General features: G+C 72.9%; 15 protein-coding genes. 9 read left to right on the plus strand and 6 right to left on the minus strand.

Annotated features, from left to right (window positions below; translation table 11 throughout):
• Positions 1–217 precede the first annotated feature (217 nt).
• From VK923_15845 to VK923_15875, 7 genes are all read left to right on the plus strand, one after another.
• The gene (locus VK923_15845; GenBank protein ID HSJ46147.1) at positions 218–811 is read left to right on the plus strand and encodes a DUF402 domain-containing protein; all 594 of its coding nucleotides are present in this window, start codon (positions 218–220) and stop codon (positions 809–811) included.
• Positions 812–917: 106 nt separating this feature from the next.
• On the plus strand, positions 918–1,499 hold the full coding sequence (locus tag VK923_15850) for a hypothetical protein (GenBank protein ID HSJ46148.1): 582 nt from the start codon (positions 918–920) through the stop codon (positions 1,497–1,499).
• 5 nt (positions 1,500–1,504) lie between these two features.
• Positions 1,505–2,008 (plus strand): sigma-70 family RNA polymerase sigma factor, encoded by a 504-nt coding sequence (locus tag VK923_15855; GenBank protein HSJ46149.1) that lies wholly within the window; start codon positions 1,505–1,507, stop codon positions 2,006–2,008.
• Complete coding sequence (locus VK923_15860; protein ID HSJ46150.1) at positions 2,005–2,679, plus strand: zf-HC2 domain-containing protein; 675 nt, start codon at positions 2,005–2,007, stop codon at positions 2,677–2,679. Before VK923_15855 ends, VK923_15860 begins: the two co-directional genes overlap by 4 nt.
• A gap of 128 nt (positions 2,680–2,807) precedes the next feature.
• Positions 2,808–6,005 carry a PD-(D/E)XK nuclease family protein gene (locus VK923_15865; protein ID HSJ46151.1) on the plus strand — a complete coding sequence of 1,066 codons (3,198 nt, stop codon included), beginning with the start codon at positions 2,808–2,810 and terminating at the stop codon, positions 6,003–6,005.
• Positions 6,002–9,328 (plus strand): UvrD-helicase domain-containing protein, encoded by a 3,327-nt coding sequence (locus VK923_15870; protein HSJ46152.1) that lies wholly within the window; start codon positions 6,002–6,004, stop codon positions 9,326–9,328. The genes VK923_15865 and VK923_15870 overlap by 4 nt, the downstream gene beginning before the upstream one ends.
• An 80-nt stretch (positions 9,329–9,408) precedes the next feature.
• A complete protein-coding gene (locus tag VK923_15875) occupies positions 9,409–10,302 on the plus strand; it encodes an endonuclease/exonuclease/phosphatase family protein (protein HSJ46153.1) in 894 nt (297 codons plus the stop codon).
• A gap of 75 nt (positions 10,303–10,377) precedes the next feature.
• Here the strand turns inward: VK923_15875 and VK923_15880 are convergent, their stop codons facing one another.
• Complete coding sequence (locus VK923_15880; protein HSJ46154.1) at positions 10,378–11,088, minus strand: DsbA family oxidoreductase; 711 nt, start codon at positions 11,086–11,088, stop codon at positions 10,378–10,380.
• A gap of 307 nt (positions 11,089–11,395) precedes the next feature.
• Here VK923_15880 and VK923_15885 point away from each other — a divergent pair, with 307 nt between their 5' ends.
• Complete coding sequence (locus VK923_15885; GenBank protein HSJ46155.1) at positions 11,396–12,640, plus strand: hypothetical protein; 1,245 nt, start codon at positions 11,396–11,398, stop codon at positions 12,638–12,640.
• Positions 12,627–13,295, plus strand: a complete 669-nt coding sequence (locus VK923_15890) for a hypothetical protein (protein ID HSJ46156.1) — start codon at positions 12,627–12,629, stop codon at positions 13,293–13,295. The genes VK923_15885 and VK923_15890 overlap by 14 nt, the downstream gene beginning before the upstream one ends.
• Positions 13,296–13,369: 74 nt before the next feature.
• Here the strand turns inward: VK923_15890 and VK923_15895 are convergent, their stop codons facing one another.
• The 5 genes from VK923_15895 to VK923_15915 form a co-directional block, all read right to left on the minus strand.
• On the minus strand, positions 13,370–14,008 hold the full coding sequence (locus VK923_15895; GenBank protein ID HSJ46157.1) for a class F sortase: 639 nt from the start codon (positions 14,006–14,008) through the stop codon (positions 13,370–13,372).
• Positions 14,009–14,031: 23 nt separating this feature from the next.
• Positions 14,032–15,369: a hypothetical protein gene (locus VK923_15900; protein HSJ46158.1), complete on the minus strand. Its 1,338-nt coding sequence runs from the start codon at positions 15,367–15,369 to the stop codon at positions 14,032–14,034.
• Between the two features lie 237 nt (positions 15,370–15,606).
• On the minus strand, positions 15,607–16,833 hold the full coding sequence (locus VK923_15905) for a glycoside hydrolase family 3 N-terminal domain-containing protein (GenBank protein ID HSJ46159.1): 1,227 nt from the start codon (positions 16,831–16,833) through the stop codon (positions 15,607–15,609).
• A 313-nt stretch (positions 16,834–17,146) separates the two neighbouring features.
• On the minus strand, positions 17,147–18,769 hold the full coding sequence (locus VK923_15910; GenBank protein ID HSJ46160.1) for an alkaline phosphatase D family protein: 1,623 nt from the start codon (positions 18,767–18,769) through the stop codon (positions 17,147–17,149).
• 77 nt (positions 18,770–18,846) lie between these two features.
• Complete coding sequence (locus tag VK923_15915) at positions 18,847–19,446, minus strand: aldo/keto reductase (protein HSJ46161.1); 600 nt, start codon at positions 19,444–19,446, stop codon at positions 18,847–18,849.
• Positions 19,447–19,740: the final 294 nt, after the last annotated feature.

Genomic DNA, 19,740 nt, shown 5'->3' on the forward strand with positions numbered 1-19,740 from the left:
GAACAATCGCATCGCGGTTCACGGTCGGCTTACGCATGAACGACGCGCCGACGCTGTGCCCGTAGTGGTCGTACGGACGGGACGACCATGGGGGGCTGAGCCCCACCTCGGGCGCGGATGGGCGGATCGCTGTCGTTGGCGTGCTGGGCATCGCGAGCGGTCGCGGGGTCGGATGGCCAGGCCTCTGCGTCCTGCGTGGGGTGTCCGGCGAGGGACCATGTCCGCGATGCACAAGCGCGACGGATGGGTCGTGGACGACGTGGAACCGGTGGCACAGGGCCGGCTGGTCCCCGGTGCACGCGTACCCGTGGCGTCGACGAAGTACAACGGATCGATGCACTACCGGTACACCTGCACGGTCGCGGCTGATGAGGGCGACCGGCTGCTGGCGTTCGCAGCCGCGGGCACGCCGATGCGCAGCTACCGCGGTGTGCGACGCGCGGCGCGCCACTTCCTCCGCGTCCACGACACCGAGCACTTCTGGAACCTCGAGGTCATGTGGGACGCCGATTGGCGGCCGAGCAAGCACTACGTGAACATCGCGATGCCGTCGACATGGGACGATGGCATGCTGAGGTTCGTCGATCTCGACCTGGACATCTCGTGGTGGGCCGACGGGCGGGTGCGGCTGCTCGACGAGAAGGAGTTCGCCGATCACCGCGCGAGGTTCGGCTACCCGCCATGGCTCGTCGAGCGGGCATGGGAGGCCGTCGATCAGGTGCGTGGGCTCATCTCGACGCGGACGGCGCCGTTCGACGGTGCGCTGTACGCCTGGCGCCCGCCACGGCACTGGGTCGACGCCGCCGGTTGAGCTGCTCCCACGGGAGGTCTCGCCGGGAGTTCCGCCAGCACCGGCAGATGAACCGACACGGCGTCTGCTTCGTAGTACACAGCGACGAAGCGGTGAGGAGAACACCATGAGGGTCCCACGGATCGCGCTGCTGCTGGTCACGCTGCTGCTGGCCGCCGCGTGTGGGGGAGACGAGGCCGCCGGCGACGGCGGTGGTACGTCGGAGGTCGCGGCCGAGGCGTCGGAGGCCGCCGCAGCGCCATCCGAACCTGCGGCGTCGTCCGAGCCGGCCGCCGAGACGTCCGAGGACGCGTCAGCCGCCGGTGGGGGAGCGATCGAGGTCGCGTCGACCGACCTCGGAGACATCCTGGTCGACGGCGAGGGCATGACGCTGTACGTGTTCGACAACGACACCGGCGGCACCAGCTCCTGCACCGGTGACTGCGTCGCCAACTGGCCGCCGCTCACGGGTGACGTCACCGCCGGCGACGGCGTCGACGAGAGCCTGCTGGGCACGACCCAGCGCGACGACGGCTCGATGCAGGTCACCTACGCCGATCAGCCGCTGTATCACTTCGCCGGCGATCAGGCGCCGGGCGACGTCAACGGCCAGGCGGTCGGCGGCATCTGGTGGGTCGTCGGCGCCGATGGTGAGAAGATCACCGACGAGGTGAGCCAGACGACCACGTCCGACGGCAACGGATACTGAGTCCCATGGGCAGACGGGGCGTCGACTCGGTGCGTGCGTTGCACGACGTCTACGCCGGTCCGCTCTACGTCTACGCCGTCCGCCGTCTGGGCGACGCCCAGGCCGCCGAGGAGGTGGTCCAGGACACGCTGGTCCGTGCGTGGCGCGCGCGCGACCGCTACGACGCCGACCGGGGGCCGGTTTCGGCGTGGCTGTTCGCCATCGCGCGCAACCTCGTGATCGATCGGGCGCGTCGCCGTGACGCACAGCCCGACGTCGTGCCGCTGCCGAGCCTGGCCGATCCCCTCGACGAGGTCGACCGCATGCTCGAGACGTGGCAGGTCGCCGATGCGCTCGCCGGCCTCTCCGTGGCTCACCGGGAGGTCATCCTGGCGTGCCACTACCGGGGTCACACCGTGGGCGAGGCGGCGACGCTGCTGGGCGTGCCCGCGGGCACCGTGAAGTCCCGCCTGTACTACGGGCTGCGGGCGCTGCGGCTGAAGCTCGAGGAGATGGGGGTCGTCGGATGACGCCCGAGCACCAGCAGCAGCGGGAGGCGCTGGCGGCCTACGTCCTCGGGGCGCTGGACCCCGGTGAGCGGCGGGCGCTCGAGCACCATCTGTCGGCGTGCCGGGACTGCACCGACGAGCTGACGCGCCTGACCCCCCTGCCCGGCCTGCTCGGCCGGGTCAGCGAGCAGGAGGTGCGGGCGGACCTCCTGGTGCCGTCGCGTGACCTGCTCGACGGCGTGATCCGACGCCTCGCCGACACCGAGCGCGTCCTGCGGCTGCAGGTCCGGCGCTGGCGCCTTGCCGCCATCGCCGCCTGCATCGCCGCACTGGTGGTCGCCGTCGTTGCGGTGGCGCCGTGGGACACCGGACCCGACCGCGTGATCGTCGCGGCGGAGCCGGCGGCCACGGGCGCGACGGCGACCACCGGCGAGGTCGCGGCAACCGCCTGGGAGTGGGGGACGACCGTGGAGCTCGACGCGGCCGACCTCCCTCGCCGCGACGGCTACGTGCTCTGGGCGGTCGCCGAGGACGGCCGCCGCGAGCGTGCCGGCACGTGGGGCGTCACGGCGTCGGGCCACGCCCGCGTGCGCGGCGCGAGCTCGATCGACCGCGACGACCTCGCTCGAGTCGAGGTCACGGACCGCGACGGCAAGGTCATCATGACGTTCGACTTCGTCGACGACACGTAGGCCGCAGGTTCACCGCGCGTCCGACGGCGGCAGCGGAACGCCGGCGCAGCCGGATGACCCGACTGTGACGTCTGGGACATGTGGGCGCTCGCCAACGACGGGCGGTCCAATCCTTATCCTTGACGCCCATGCCCGCACTCGCGCTGTCCGTCACGCCGTACGGCCGTCCCGCGGCGGCGCGCCTGCGTGCGCGCCTGTCGGCGGCGAAGGCGGACGATCCGTTGCACCCGGTGACGGTCCTCGTGCCGACCAACTACGTAGGGGTGTCGACCCGGCGTCTGCTCGCCTCGGGGGAGCTCGGTGCGGTCACCGCCCGCGGCGGGGGGATCGCCGGACTGACGCTGCTGACCGTGTACCGGCTGGCCGAGCTGCTGGGAGCCCCGGCCCTGGCGGCGGCGGGCCGACGGCCGGTGTCGACGCCCCTGTTGGGTGCGGTCGTGCGGCAGGTCCTGCGCGCCGATCCGGGCATCTTCGCGCCGGTCGCCGAGCATCCCTCGACCGAGAAGGCGCTGGTGCGCTCGTACCGCGAGCTGTCGGACCTGACGCCCGATGCGCTCGGCACGCTGGCGCACGGACCGGTCGAACGTGTGCGGCACGTCGTGCGGATCCACCGTGCGGTGCGCAGCAGCTTGGCGGCCGGGTGGTACGACGAGGCCGACCTGATGCACGCAGCCGCCCAGGCGGTCCGCGACGGGTCCCCGGTGCTCGACGACCTCGGCACGGTGCTCGTCCACCTGCCCGAGCGCCTGTCGCTGCCCGCCGCCGCGCTGCTGCGCACGCTCGCCGACGCGATCCCCGTCGAGGTCGTCGCCGGGTTGACCGGTGCCCCGGACGCCGACGCCGACGTCCTCCGGTCGCTGCGCCGGCTGGGGCTCGAGCCACCGCCGATCGATGTCGCGAGACCGGAGGTCAGCCGGATCGTGTCGGTGTCCGACGCTGAGGAGGAGGCGCGATCGGCGATCGACCGCGTGCTCACGGCGGTCCGCGAGGGCGTCCCACTCGCGCGCATCGCCGTGCTCTACCCCCAGCCGGAGCCGTACGCTCGGATCCTCGACGAGCAGTTCGCCGCGGCCGGGATCGCATGGAACGGTGCCGCGGTCAGGCCGCTGTCGGACCGCATGGTCGGCCGGTGGCTGCTCGACCTGCTCGATCTGGACGCCCTGGCCTTCGCGCGTCCGGCGGTCATGGGTCTGCTGACGTCCGCGCCGGTCGTCCGCCGGGCGACCGCGAGCGACGACAGCGGGAGGTCACGTGGTGTCTGGTCCGTGCCCGCCGGTGCGTGGGAGCGGATCAGCCGTGAGGCGGGCGTCGTCGGTGGCCGGGCCGAGTGGCACGACCGCCTGACCCACCACGCCGACGCCTGCCAGCGGCGCGCCGACGACCCCGATCCCGACGCCGAGGACTGGATGATCGAGCGCGACCGGCGGCAGGCGCGCCAGGCACGTGAGCTTGCGGCCACGGTCGGCGAGCTCACCCGCGAGCTCGACCGTGCCGCACTGACACGCAGCTGGAGCGGCCTGGCCGCGTGGTGCCGGCGTATGGTCGACGGTTGGATCTCACGGCGACGTGGCGACTGGCCCGAGGTCGAGCGGGACGCCACCGACCGGGTCGACGCCGCACTCGACCGGCTCGCCTGCCTCGACGCCACCGAGCCGGCGACCGACCTGGCGACCTTCCGGCGTGCGCTGGCCGCTGAGCTCGACGACGACCTGGGACGGGTCGGTGCACTCGGCCACGGGGTGCTGGTCGGCACACCCGCGTCCGCGCTGGGCGTCGACCTGGACGTCGTGATCGTGCTCGGCATGGCCGAGGGGCTGACGCCGACCCGCCCGCGCGAGGACTCGCTGTTGCCGGACGTCGCGCGGCGCACCGTCGAGGCGCAGCTGCAACCCCGCGACGACCGTGCCGGCACGGAGCACCGGCACCTGCTGGCGGCGCTCGCTGGGGCGCGGTCGCAGCGGATCCTGGTGTTCCCTCGCGGCGACCTGCGGCGCAGCACCGAGCACGCCCCGTCACGCTGGCTGGCCGACGCGGTCGAGCAGCTCAGCGGCCGCCGCAGGCTGCCGGCCCGGGCGCCGTGGCTCGAGACCGTCCCCTCGTTCGCGGACCGCGTCCGCACGGCCCGTGCGCCGGCGACCGCCCGCCAGTACGCGCTGCGGGCGCTGGCCACCGCCCCACTCGGCCGCGACGGCCGGCTGCCCCACCACGCCTGCGTCGCGAACGACGCCGACCTGCAGCGCGCGTCCGCGCTGCTGCACGACCGGACCGCCGGCCACTTCGGTCGCTTCACGGGTCATCTCGCCGGACCGGCCGCAAAGCTGGCCGCCGATCACGTCCGTGACAGGGTCGCGTCGGCGACCACGCTGGAGCAGTGGCTGGAGTGTCCACATGCCTACCTGGTCCGGCATGTGCTGGGGGTCAAGCCGGTCGACAACCCCGAGGAGCTGTTGGAGATCTCCGCGCTGGAACGCGGCGACGTCGTCCATCGCGTGCTCGACGCCTGGCTGCGCGACCGGATCCGCGACGGCGTCCCTGCGCCCCACGAGCCGTGGCCCGCCGCGGCCGTCGAGGCGCTGCGGGCGCTGACCGACGCGGCGCTCGAGGATGCGGAGCAGCGCGGGGTGACCGGACACGCGGTGCTGTGGGCCCGCGACCGCGCCCGGATCGCCGGCGACCTGGAGGCCTTCATCGAGCGCGACCTCATTCGCCGGCGAGAGAACGGGTTGACGCCCGAGGCGACCGAGCTGCCGTTCGGGTTCCCCGGCGGGCTGCCACCCCTGCGGATCGAGCTGGGCGACGGGCGGTCGGTGCAGGTCCGCGGCCGGATCGACCGCGTCGACGTGGCTGCCGACGGCACGGTGTTCGTCACCGACTACAAGACCGGGAAGGCGACCTACACGACCGCCTCGAGCGACGACCCCCTGGCCGGGTCGACGCGCCTGCAGCTGCCGATCTACGGCCTGGCGCTGCGCGACCGCTACCCCGACGCGCCCGGCATCCACACCGAGTACTGGTTCATCACCCACGCCGGGCGGGGCAGGCGCATCGGCTACCGGCTGACCGACGACGTCGTCGCGCAGCTGCGGGCGGCGCTCGCACTGGTCGTCGACGGCGTCGACGCGGGCCTGTTCCCCGGGCGCCCGCCGGACAAGCCGTCCTACGGCAGCCACGTGCAGTGCGTGTACTGCGACCCCGACGGCCTCGGGACCGCGCAGCTGCACCGTGCGTGGGAGCGCATCCGGACCGATCCTGCCCTGCGCGCCTATGTGCAGGCGGTCGAGCCCGATGTGCTCGACGAGGGTGCTGACGCGGGAGCGGCCGCGTGAGCGTGCTCCCGCTGGCCGACGACATCGCCCGACGACGGGTGCGCAACGACCTCGACGCCACGGTGTTCGTCGAGGCGGGAGCGGGATCCGGCAAGACGTCGTCGCTCGTCGACCGCGTCGAGGCGCTCGTGCGCGACGGCGTCGAGATGCGCTCGATCGCGGCGATCACCTTCACCGAGAAGGCCGCGACCGAGCTGCGCGACCGGATCCGGCAGCGTCTCGCCGATGCCGCGGCCGAGCGGGACGGGTCCGACGTCGTGCTGCTCGATGCGGCGCTCGGCCAGCTCGACGCCGCGGCGATCTCGACGCTGCACGCGTTCGCCCAGCGGATCCTGACCGAGCACCCCATCGAGGCACGGCTGCCGCCCGACGTCGAGGTCCTCGACGAGGTCGCCTCGCAGCTGGCGTTCGCCGACCGGTGGCGGCGCTTCCGCGATCAGCTGCTCGACGCGCCCGAGCTGCGACGGACGGTCCTGCTGGCGCTCAGCTCGGACATCCGCCTCGACGACCTGCGCCACCTCGCGTCGGTGCTCGACGACAACTGGGACCTGGTCACAGAGCCCGGCCGGCTGCCGTGGGCGCGCGTGGAGCCGCCGACGTGCGACGCGACCGCGCTGATCGCCGAGCTCGCGACCCTGGTCGAGCGGCGTGGCGAGTGCGGTGACGAGGAGGACCTGCTGTGTGCGTACCTGCGTGAGGAGGTCGCGCCCTACGTCGAGCATCTCCGTGGCGCCAGCGACGAGTTCGACCTGCTCACCGCGTTGCGCGCGACCAGGCCGTCGCTGCGCTTCTCGTACGGCAGGGCGGCGAACTGGGTCGACAAGCAGGGGGTCCTCGACGACCTCGCCGCGGCCCGCGAGCACCGCGTGCGGATCGTCACCGACGTCACGCTCGGCGCACTGCACCGCATCGCGCTGGAGGTCGCCACCTTCACGTTGGACGCGGCCGAGGAGCGCCGGGCTGGCGGGCACCTGGAGTTCCACGACCTGCTCGTCATGGCCCGCGACCTGTTGCGCGACCCCGAACGGGGCGCGGCCGTCCGGGCACAGCTGGGCGCCCGCTACCAGCGCCTGCTGCTCGACGAGTTCCAGGACACCGACCCGATCCAGATCGAGCTCGCGGTGCTGATCGCCAGCACCGATCCGCACGCCGCGCGCCGCCCGTGGCCCGACGTCGAGGTCGAGCCGGGCCGCCTGTTCTTCGTCGGCGACCCCAAGCAGTCGATCTACCGCTTCCGGCGCGCGGACGTCGACGTGTTCCTGCGGGCACGCGACACGCTGGGCGATCCGGTGCTGTCGCTGACCACCAACTTCCGGTCGTCGCCGGCGGTTCTCGCATGGGTCAACCACGTCTTCGGCCGGCTGATCACGGCCGAGCCGGGCTCCCAGCCCGCCTACGAGGCGTTGGATGCCGCGCCCAGCCGAGAGCCCGCCCCCGCCAGTCCCGGCGTGGTGCTGGTCGGCCGGGAGCACGCCGACGACCCCACCGCCGACGAGCTGCGCGACCGCGAGGCCGCGGACGTCGCCGCAGCCGTGCGCGCGGCGCTGCGGTGGCGGGTGACCGATCCCGACGACGGCTCCTGGCGGCGCGCGCAGCCCGGCGACATCGCGATCCTGCTGCCCGCGCGGACATCGCTGCCCGCGCTCGAGCGCGCGCTGGACGCCGCGGGCGTCGGCTACCGTGCGGAGACCAGCTCCCTGGTCTACTCGACGCGTGAGGTCCGCGACCTGCTGGCCGCCGTGCGCGCCCTGGCCGATCCGACCGACCGGTTGTCGTTGGTCACCGCCCTGCGGTCCCCGCTGTTCGCGTGCGGTGACGATGACCTCGTGACCTACCGGCTCGGCCTGGGAGGTGCGCTGAACTTCCGCTGGCCAGACCTCGACGACCTGCCCCACGACGACCCGGTCGTCGCGTCGCTGCGGTACCTGCGGCGGCTGTTCGACCAGCTGCCGTGGCTGGCGCCGTCGGAGGTCCTCGACCGCATCGTGCGCGACCGGCGGCTGTTCGAGCTCGGCTACGCCCAGCACCGGCCGCGCGACCTGTGGCGGCGGGTCCGGTTCGTGATCGACCAGGCGCGGGCGTGGAGCGCAGCCGAGGCCGGCACGCTGCGCCAGTACGCGGAGTGGGCAAGGATGCAGGCGTCGGAGACCACGCGGGTCGCCGAGACGATCCTGCCCGAGACCGACGACGACTCGGTGCGGATCATGACGATCCACGGCTCGAAGGGCCTCGAGTTCCCGGTCACGATCCTGTCGGGCATGTCCACCGCGGCGCGGACCGACCGGGGACGCGTGCAGGTGTCGTTCCCGCCCGGCGAGGCGATGGGGCTGCGGATCGGGCGCGACCTGGCCACACCCGAGTTCGAGGACTTCAAGCCCATCGACGAGCAGATGAGCCATCACGAGCGGCTGCGCCTGCTGTACGTCGCCTGCACCCGCGCGCGCGACCACCTGATCGTGTCGGTCCACCGAAGGGCGCGACGCCGGCCCGCTGACGCCGAACGCAAGCTGACGAACGCCGAGCTGATCGCGCGGGCCAGTGAGGACGCGCCGCACGCCGCCGGACTCGAACAGGCAGCGGTGTCGCCGCCCGTCCAGGAATCGCTGCCGCTGCTGTCCGACGTGCCACCGCTGCCGCCATTCGACGCCTGGGCTGCCGAGCGGGAGCAGGTGCTGGGCCGCAGCGGCCTGCGACGCACCGTCGGCGCCACCGACGTGGAGCTGCCCGCCGACGTCGAGCTGGACGACGAGGCGACCGCGGGCGTCGACAAGCAGCCTCGTGACCTCGACCTGGCCCCGTGGCTCAAGGGCCGCTACGGCACGGCGATCGGTCGCGCGGTCCATGCTGTCCTGCAGACGATCGACCTGGCGAGTGGCGACGGCCTGCGCGCGACGGCGGCGGCGCAGGCCGCGGCCGAGGGCGTCATCGGCCGGGAGGACGACGTCGAGCGGCTCGCTCGCGGGGCGCTGTCGACGCCCGCGGTGCGTGAGGCTACCGGCTGCCGGCGCTGGCGCGAGACGTTCGTCGCGGTGCCGCTGGGCGACCGCACGCTCGAGGGCTACATCGACCTGCTGTACCGCACCGACGAGGGTCTGGTGGTCGTGGACTACAAGACCGCGTCGTCGTCCGCCGACCTCGACGAGCGGGTCGCCGGCTACCGTGCCCAGGGCGGCGCGTACGCGGTAGCGGTCGAGGAGTCCACGGGTGAGCGCGTGGCCCGGGTCGTGTTCGTGTTCCTCACGGCCGACGGTGCGATCGAGCGTGAGCTGCCGCATCTGCGGGCGAGCATGGAGGCGGTGCGGGCCGCCGTCGCCGCGCCGTGACCCGCACGCAGGTGACACCGCGCACCCTCGCGCGGCACCGTGCCGCTCGCAGGCGCCGGCGGCGTCACCGCGTGATCGGCGTGAGCGCGCAGGTCGTCGCGCTCACGGTCGCACTCGGCGTGCTGGCCGGCGTACTGTCGGGAGGGGAGTGGCCGTGGGTGCTCGTGACCTATCTGCGCTGGTCACAGACCCTGATCGCGGTCGTGGCGGCGGCCGTCCTGCTGCGGCTCCGCTGGTGGCGGTCGGGCCTCGCGTCCGCCGCCGTCGCGGCGGGCCTCGTGGTCAGCGTCGTCGCGCCGTTGCGGGCGCTGGAGACCGTCGCGGCGCCGCAGGACCGAACGCTGCGGATCGCCGTGCACAACACCGGTTACGGCGCCGGGGACGTCGAGGCCCTCGCACAGGCCATCCGTGACGCCGACCTCGACCTCGTGGTGCTGCTCGAGAGCGAGGACGTGGCCGGTGTGCTCGCCGACGAGCTCGGCGACCTGTCGCTGCTGCCGGCACCCGGACGCCGCGGCCGGGACACGACGCCGCCGATGATCCTGGCGCGGCGGTCGTGGCCCACCGACGTCGTGCCGCTCGGCGCGGCACGGCCGACGACGGTCGTGCACGCACGGATCGCGGACCGCCCGCTCGACGTCGTCACCATCCACCCGCTGCCGCCGCTGACCGCGGGCTGGTCGGCCAGTCACGACCGCTCGATCGCGACGTTGGTCGACGACGTGCTGCCGCGCGACGGCCCCTACGTCGTCGCGTGCGACTGCAACACGACACCGTGGTCCCCGTCCATGGCACGTCTCCTGGATGCCGGCCTGCGGGGTCCCACGGTGGCGCCGACCTACGGTGCGCCGCTGCTGGGGATCCCGCTCGACCATGTGCTGCTCAGTGACGGCGTCGCTGCGGTGTCCCGCGAGCAGTGGCCGTTCTCGGGCAGCGATCACCGGATGATCGTGACCGAGGTCACCCTCCGGTGACCCCTCCCTCGCATCCAGAACCGCTCGCATCCTGCTCGACCCCGTCCCCACGTCGCGCGGGGCGTGGCGCTCGGCTCAGGCGACGGCGCAGGACCCGTCGGCGCAGTCCCGCGGGTCGTGGCCCGCGTGCGGGCCCTGGTCCGTCGCGGGCGGTGCGTCGTGGCGCACCTGCTCCATGACCCGCCTCAGCACCTCGGCCGGCTGCGCGCCGGACACACCGTAGCGGCGGTCGATCACGAAGAACGGCACGCCGGCGATGCCGTACGCCCGTGCCTGCCGCTCGTCGGCGCGCACGGCTTCCGCGTAGGCGTCACCGCCGAGCACCGCGTCGATCTCGGCGCCGTCGAGCCCCGCCTCGGTGGCCAGACGCCGCAACGCGTCGTGCGTGCCGATGGCCGCCCCCTCGGACAGGTAGCCGGCCAGCAGGCGGCCCTTCAGCGTGTGCTGGACGCCACGGTCGGCGGCCAGGTGCAGTAGGCGGTGGGCGTCGAACGTGTTGCCCGGTCGGGCCGCGGAGAAGTCGAAGGCCAGTCCTTCGGCCGCTGCCTGAGCGGTCATGAGGTCGATCATGGCCTGCGCACGGGCGGTCGACGTCCGGTACTTGGCGGCCAGCCTGTTGACGTAGTCACCCTCGATCACGGCCGGTGTCGTTGGGTCGAGCTGAAAGCTGCGGTAGCGGACCTCGACGTCGTCGCCGCCGGCCAGCCCCGCCAACGCCTGCTCGAAACGCACCTTGCCGATGGCGCACCACGGGCACACCACATCGGACCAGATCTCGACCAGCACCGGAAACTCCTTCGTCGCGTCACCGTGGTCAACGCATCGGGACCGTCGCACCTTCCCGCCTGCTCCCGGCCCGAGCGTCGCGTGGGCGGCAGGGCCCGCGTGGGTGTCCGGCCACGCTCGTGGATGGGTGGTCGATGGGCCCGCTTGTGCGGACTGGCTGCCGCGCATCCGCAAGGCGTCGAGGATCATTGCTTTTCCCTGCCCGATCGCTAGTGTCCGCGCCGACCCCGCCGACGGCGACCGCGACCAGCGGGTGCGGGGCTCGTCGGTGTGGAGCAGCGTCGTGCCGGAACGCGGAGCAAGCGGGGTGGAGGGGTTGCCGGAGAGCGGCGAGCTGCAACGCGGCGGCGGACAGGTGCTGTGGTCGCGGCGCCAGATACTGACCGGGACGTCGATCGGCATCGGCGCGACGCTGTTGTTCCACCAGGCGGCGCGCAACCGCGTCGACCTGCCCCCGTCGCAACCATTCGAGATCGCGGCCGAGCCCGACAGCTCGCAGGCGGCGCCCGGTCCCGCGCGTGTCGCGCAGCCGCCGCCCGGTCCCGCGCGTGTCGCGCAGCCGCCGCCACCACCGGACACCACGGCATTTGACGCCGGGGGGTCACGCGCGATCCACCGGGTGCAGCTGTCCGACCGCGGCCAGCCACGCGCGGTCGCGAGGAGCGACGCCGGGGTCCTGGTCATGGGGATGTCCTCGGACGGCGATCCGCTGGGCTGGCTGACCGACGACGGCACCCGGTGGGTCGAGCACACGCTCGGCACGCGCGATCGGCAGACGGCCGAGGTCTGGGGCGTCGCCCCGTACGCCGGCGACTTCGTGGCCGTCGGCTCGACGATCGAGCGTGTCGACCGGCGCATCGCCGAGAGTGGCATCGTGCCGGGGCCGAATACGCAGGTCACCTTCGTCGAGTGGCGGCGGACGCCGACTGTCTGGCGCACCAGCGACTGCACCGCGTGGACGGGGCAGTCGTTCGAGGACGTCGTCGGTCAGCATGCGGATCTGATCGCCGTGGCCTGTGACGGCACCCGCCTGGTCGCCGTGGGCGGCACGCTCGACCGGGACGGCGTCGAGGGTACCGGCGGCCTGGTGCTGACCTCGACCGATGGTGCGAGGTGGCGTCGGGTCGACCTCGGCGCCGACGGCTCGATGAACGAGGGTTCCTTCACGGGGGTCGCGGTCGGTGACGACGGCTGGTATGCGACCAGCGTGGACATCGAGGGTGGCGCGGTCTGGCACTCGGCCGACGCGTCGCGCTGGTCGGTCGTCGACGGCTCCCGCAACGCCTTCCGTGGCATCGCGCTCCAGGGGATCGGCATCGATCGGAGTCGGATCCTCGTCGCCGGCACCCCGCTGTTCGAGCCCGAGCCCCGGTACTTCGTGTCGCGCACCGGCGGGCGCAGATGGGGGAAGGCGAAGCTCGACGTCTCGCTGCTGGCGGGACCCGGCGCGCGGGTCGGCGACCTGAGTGTGATCGCCGGAGACGTCGTGGTCGTCGGCACCAATCGAGGGGTCCCTGTGCTCGAGGGCGGGGAGTTGCATGTCGGCAACTGAGTCGGTCTACCGGACGATCGGCGGCATCCCCCTGCGGTACGTGCGGGTGTCGCCGGTGCTGAGGTCCGTCAATGTCCGCTCGACCCACGACTTGGAGCACAAGCTCGACAACCTCTCGCACAACCTGGGGAGCGCCGTGCCCCCGTGGTACGGCGGCCTGCGCTGGATCGCGACGGCCGGCGTCTACGTCAACAGGCCCGGTTACCACGGCCTCGGTCGCGCGTTCGACCTCGACGTCGTCCGGTGGCGCAACGCCGCCTGCCGACCGATCCGTGGCCACCACCGCAGCCAGTATCTGTCGCTGCGCCGCCGCTACATCGGCGTCGACGCGCTGGCCCGGCGCTGGTTCAAGTACGTGCTCGACGCCGGGTACAACACCGCGCACCTCGACCACATGCATCTCGACGACGGCGGTGGCGCGCTGGTGTTCAACACCGGGTACCGGTCGGACACCGTGTTCGTCCAGCGGGCAGCGAACGTGATGATCAACGCCGGACTCGTCATCGACGGCATCTACGGGCCGCTGACCGATGCGGCGTTCCACAAGATGAAGAACCGGGTCGACGTGCCGCACCGGGTGTCGACGAGCCCGCGCGTGTACCGCCGGTTCCTGTGGCGACTGGCGATCCACGCGCTGCGAAACCGCCCGCTGTGACGTCGCGCTGATTCGTCGGGTGCACATCGCCGCGTGTGGTCGGGGATGTGCCCGACGGAAGAAGGGGACGCCGGTCAGGTGCGGATCGACCGTAGGGTGGCGAACACGACGAGGTTGTCGCGGTAGCTCCCCGCCTGCGCGTCGAAGTCGCCGCCGCACGTGACCAGCCGCAGGGTCGGCTCGGGCGTCGGGTAGTAGACCTCGTCGGTAGGGAAGCGCGTCTTGCGGTGCTGTTCGAGGCGGTCGACGGCGAAGACCGCGACCGAGTCGTCGGCGCGCCTCACGCGGATCTCGTCGCCGGGGCGCAGGTCGCGCAGCCGGTAGAAGACCGCCGGGCCGGTGGTGGAGTCGACGTGGCCGAGGATGACCGCGGCGCCGATGTCGCCTGGCCGGGGACCGCCACGGTACCAGCCGGCCCGCTGCCAGTCCTGGGGTGTCCTGATGGCGCCGTCGCGGTCGATCCCCAGCGGCTCGAGCCGGCTCGAGACGCCCACCGACGGCAGCCGGATCCCGACGGGTCGGGGTTCGGCGGTCCGGCCGCGCTCCGGCGACCAGTTCCGCAGCTCGTCGGAGGCGCGCTGGGGCGCTTCCTCGCGCCGCGCCGCCCAGTCGTCGAAGTAGTCGCCGATGCGCTCGTAGGCGATCTGCGGCAGCGCTGACGGGTCGCCGCAGCCGCCGAGCAGCACCGCCGACACCAGCAATGGGACGGCCATGCGGCGCACGGACCGTCCCCCGGTCATGACGTGGACGTCGCCATCCCGCCGCCGCCGGTCGCCGCGCCACCGCGCGGCAGCCCGTCACGGACCGCGGCGCCGAGGGCCCGGCCCAGGCGGGTCGCGACGTCGTTCATGTGCGTGTAGGTCTCGTACGCCGTGTCGTGCGCCTGCTCGTAGTCCGTGCTGACGAACGACGAGATCTGGTCCAGCATCTGGTACTGGTGGGTGGTCATGGCGTTGGTCAGCATGCGCGCCTTGACCTTGCCGCCGGTCGCCTTCGCCAGCGCCGGGCCGAAGCCGCGCATGGTGGCGTCGAGGCGGCGCTGGAGCTCGGTGCGCGCGGCCACGTCCTGCTCGGCGACCGCGACGGTGTAGCGCATCAGCAGATCGATGTGACGCACCCAGCGGCGGTTGAACCGGCGGGCCTGGGCCTTGCCCAGCAGCGTCGACATCGCCCGGGTGAGCTCCGCCGTGTTGGCGTCCAGTGCGGTGGTGGCGGCGCCGAACTCGCTCGAGCCGTTCGCGCCGGCGCGGATGACGTCGATCGACAGCTCGACGTGCTCGTCCAGCAGCAGCGCCAGCGACGAGGTGATCTCCTCGCCCGGCGTGGTCGAGATGCGCCGCGGGTCCTTGCCCGCCGCTGCGGCGGCGATGGCGGCGCCCAGCGGGTACATGTTGCCGAACGCCTCGCGCTCGAGCTCGTATGCCTGCGCGTAGTTGTGGGCGCCGTAGGCGTCGATCTGGAACAGGAGGAGGTCGACCTGCATCTGGAGCTTGGTGGCGGCCAGGTCGGTGCTCAGGCGGCCCCCGGTGGTACGGTCGAGCAGCGCGGACTGGTCGGCGATCGTCGTGGACAGGTTCCGGCGCGCCTCGTCGCGGGCGGCCTCGTCGTCGTCGCGCACACCGGCCGCGTAGCTGAACAGGTGCTGGGTCTGCTGCTCCCACAGCTCGGCGAACTGTTCGGCGGCGTCGTCGCCGAGCGCCGGCTGCAGCGTCTCGCGCAGGTCCTGCGTGTTGCGCACCAGGACGGCGTTGGCGGTCTCGACGAACTCCGGATCGCCCGAGACGGTCGCCCGCATGAACCGCACGCTCAGCGTGGCGTGGTGCGCGAGGTGGGCCTGCAGCTGCGACCGCAGCTTGCGGCGCTGCGCCGGGGTCGCGCCGTCGCGGGTGAACACGGCGCTTGCCTCGGACCAGTCGTCGACGGTCGAGCCGCGGCCGATGAGGCGGTCAAGGACGCCTGGCTCCCCGGCGACCATCGGAACGATCACCGCGATCAGGGCCAGGACCAGCACGACCCGGACGACGACCGACAGCGTCGCGAGGACGCTTGTCGTCTGTCCGTTGCCGCCCGCCATCGCTCCCCCGTGCCCTTTCCCGCGCCTTCCGTATCAGCACGGTATCCGGGACGTGTGCGGCGCCCATCCCCGGAATTGGGTAACTCGGGGCCCGAGCGCGTGGATGCCACGACATGGGGACGGATTCCATCGTGGGGCGCGCCTTGTCCCCAGGTCGGTGGGACCGTTGACGTGGGGACGGACCGCGCCGTAGAGCCGTGTCGTGTCGCAGGACGAGCGGTCTCGATGTCGCGCCGGTCAGTCCGCCGTGGCGCAGGGGCTGGGGTCCTCGCGCAATGCGAGCATGCGTGCCGCGGCCTCGTCGAGGCGCGCCTCGGACAGCCGTCCGGCCCGGACGGCGGCGACCAGGCGGCGGCGCATGCGTCGCGCCTGGGTCCCGTCAGTCGCGAGCACCGCGTCGGCACCGGCGCGCAGCGCCTGTTCGGCGGCCGCTGGGAAGCCCCAACGGCGGTGCACAGCGCCCATGCCGATCGAGTCGGTGATCGCGACGCCGTCGAAACCGGTCGCGCGCAGCAGGTCGTACGCGCGCGGCGACATGCTCGCCGGGCGGCGCCGGTCGAGGGTGCGGTAGCTGACGTGGTTGAGCATCACCACGGGCACGTCGTCGGCGATCAGGCGCTCGAACGGTGGGAGGTGCTCGTCCCGGAGCTCACGCCATGTCGCGGTCGACGGCACAGTGCGGCTGTGCGGGTCGACGTCGCTGGCGACCGCGCCGTGCCCGGGGAAGTGCTTGACGGTGGCGAGCACGCCCGCCCGGTCCAGGCCACGTGCGAACGCCCGCGCGTAGCGGCCGGCGACGTCCGCGGTGGGGCCGAACGCTCGGTCGCCGATCACCCCGCCGGCCGGACCGTCGTCGAGGTCGGCGAGCGGCGCGAAGTCCCAGTCGACGCCGAGGGCCGCGAGGTCTTCGCCGAGCGCGCGCGCGGCGGCGCGTACCTCGCGCGGCGCGCGGGTCGCCGCGAGGGTCCGCGGGCTCGAGGTCGGACCGAGCAGGTCGCGGAAGCTCGACACCCGACCCCACTCCTCGTCGGTCGCGATCAACGGGGTGGGCGTGGCACCTTCATGCAGCGCCTCGACGAGTGCAGCGACCTGTGACCTGCTGGCCACGTTGTAGCCGCTCAGGAACACACCGCCGACGCCGAGGTCGATCAGGTCGTCGACCAGCGGGTCCGCCGGGTCGGTCACGTCGGGCATGCCGACGACCAGCACCAACGCGGCGCGACGTCGCAGCGGCAGGCGCTCGCAGGACGCTGGCAGCGTGACCGCCGCCGGTCGGGCATCCTCGGCCGTCCCCTCGACGCCCGCGGTCGAGGTCGGCGCGTCGGTCGACGGTGCCGACATGGCGGTGTCGGGGTCCGAGCCGTCGACGGCTGCGGCGCCACCGGTGACGGACGTGCGAGGTCGCGGCTGAAAGGCGGTCACGGCGAGCACGACCACGGCGAGCGTGGCAACGATCCAGGGCACGCGGCGTGGCGGCACCGCACTACGGTACGCCGACGCCGGTCCGCCGCCGTGGCCGCCAGGCCAGGGGCCATCGCCGTGACGCGTTCCTCGGGCCACCGAACGGCGGGCGTCGGAGGACGACCTTGCAGCCGACCGGGCTCCACGACGTCTCCCGGCTCGGGGACGGCGGCGCCGCGTTCCTCGGGCCACCGAACGGCGGGCGTCCGAGGACGACCTTGCAGCCGACCGGGCTCCACGACGTCTCCCGGCACGGCGTGCCACGTTCGCCGTCGTGTGGCAGCTCGTGCCGGTCTCCCGGCACGGCGTGCCACGGTCACCGCAGCCGCATACTGATCGCCGGGCGCAGCTCGGCGGGTCCGTACGGCCGCGTCTGGTGCGCTGTCTCGATGCGCAGATCCGCCCCGCGGGAGTCGGCGTTGATCGTCGCCACGTGGTTGTCGAACAGCGTCCGGCTGACACGGTCCCACCGGAACGGCGACGGCCGGAGGCCGGCCAGGCGGGCGAGAACGCGGGCGACTGCGCGGCCAGGCAGGCCCACGCCGACCCGGTACGCTTTCAGCAGCATCGGCGGGACCGACTGCCGCATCGGCGACGCCACCACCTGGTGCACGGGCGTGTCGGCGTCGACGTGCAGGCGCGCCACGTAGCCATGGTGGACGTCGCCCGACAGCAGCGTCACCGTCTCGGGCCCGCCGGGCCGGGTCGCGGCGTCGATGACGAGCCGGATCATCCGTTCGAACCCCCGCGGGAACGCCGGCCAGTGCTCGAGGTCGGACTTCTGGCGCACCTGCTCGGCGAACCGTGCCGCACGTCGCCCCCACCCCCCACGCACGACCTGCTGGTTCCACCGCTCGACGTCGTGGACGCTGCGTGGCATCAGGACCGGCAGCGACGTGCCGATCAGCAGGTGCCGGCACGACTCGGAGGCCAGCGCCTCGAGCCACCGCCACTCGACCTCGTCGAGCATGTCGCGACGGTCCTCGATCAGCACGCGGGCGGCGCGGCTGTCCACGACGATCAGATGGACGTCGCCCAGCCGCCGATCGAAGCTCCACCGCACCGTCTCTGGGTCGCGATCCGCGGCATCGGCGAACGCGTCGAGCAGATCGCCGGCGTCGTCGGCAGCGCGGACCTGTTGGTACAGGTCGTCGTCGGCGAGCGCCTTCGGGCTGAGGTTGCCCAGGTGCTGGTAGATCCAGTAGGAGACGAGCCCGCCGATGATCCGTTCGCGCCACCAGGCCGCCGCACGGATCTGCTCGCGCCAGTGCTGGGAGATGTTCCAGTCGTCGATGATGTCATGGTCGTCGAAGATCATCGCAACAGGCACCGTCGACAGTAGCCAGCGCACCAGCGGCGTCGACCAGCTTTCGCGGTACAGCTGCGTGTACTCCTCGAAGTCCGCGATCTCCTCGCCCGGCGGCTGACTGGTGTCCCGACGCTGGCGGATGAACGCACGCGTCTCGGGTGAGGCGTCATCGGCGTAGACCTGGTCGCCAAGGAGCAGCAGCAGATCGGGCCATTCGCGCGGGTCGCCGATCATCCGGTTGGCATACGCCGTCAGGGCGTCAGGCCCGAGCCCACGCGGGTCCTGGGCCCTGTCGAGCGTCCACGGCGGTTCGAGCGGCGCGGCGCCCCGGCACGACCCGAACGTGACCACCGCGCCACCGTCGCCGCGCGTCCGGATGACGGGGGCGGGTAGGTCGTAGTCGTCGGGTGGCCAGACGCGCGCGCCGTCCAGCGCCACCTCGTACGCGTACGTCGTCGACGGCTGCAGGTCGGTGATCCCGACCAGCGCGTAGTGGTGCCCGTGGACGCAGAACGTCCGTGCGGTGGTGCCAAGCACGCTGACCTCGCATGGCGCGTCGGTCTCGACCCACACCGTCGCCGCCGTGTCGTCGGCGAACCGCTGCAACGGTCCGAGTACCAGATCGACCATGTCCGCTCCGAGCGCCTGCCGGCAATCTGCCGGCCGTCAGCGTGCCACGCGCCGTGCCACGCTTGTGGGGAACGATCTCACATCCAGCGCCGGGGTCCCCAGAACGGGTGCGTGCGCGGCGCTGGGGACGGATCGCACCGCCCGGGCGCCGATTGTCCCCAGATCAGGTCTCGAGAACCGCCATCGCGGCTCGGGGTACCGCGTGCGGGACGCGACACCGACCGGGGCGATCCCGTCGAGGCGGCCACGTCGTCACTGGTGAGCACGACGTCGAGCGCACCGACGTTCTCCTCGACGCGGTGCGGTCTTGTCGTCCCGGGGATGGGCACGATGTCGTCGCGCTGGGCGAGCACACACGTCAGCGCCAGCTGCGCCGGCGTGACGCCCTTGTGGTTGGCCGTGGTTGGCCATGTGACGGATCGCCTCGACGAGGTCCAGGTTGCGTTGGAGGTTCTCGCCCTGGACCGCGGGTTGTGGCGTCGCCAGTCGTCCTCGGCGAGGTCGTCTGGGCTGGTGGTCTGTCCGGTGAGGAAGCAGCGGCCCAGCGGGCTGTAGGCCACCAGGCCGATGCCCAACTCCGGCAGCGTCGGCAGCACCTCCGCCTCGACGTCGCGCGTCCACAGCGAGTACTCCGTCTGCACCGCGGTGATCGGATGGGTGTCGTGGGCGCGGCGGATCGTGTCCGGACCCGCCTAGGACAACCCCAGGAACCGGACCTTGCCGGCGTCGATCGCCGGTCGGCGACATCTTCTCGATCTCGGCGTTGAGCTCGGCGCCCAGCAGCACAGCGAACGCCGACACGTACAACCACAGGAGCAGCACGAGGGGACCCGCCAGTGGGGCGGACACCGGATCCGACACCACCGATCCCGACGCGGACAGTCGTAACCCGGCGCTCCGACGAGCCAGAGCACCATCGCCAGGACGGCCCCGGGCACGTCCCGCCGCCACGGCGTCGTCCGCGGCGCGGC

The organism is Euzebyales bacterium (assembly GCA_035461305.1).
Classification (GTDB): domain Bacteria; phylum Actinomycetota; class Nitriliruptoria; order Euzebyales; family JAHELV01; genus JAHELV01.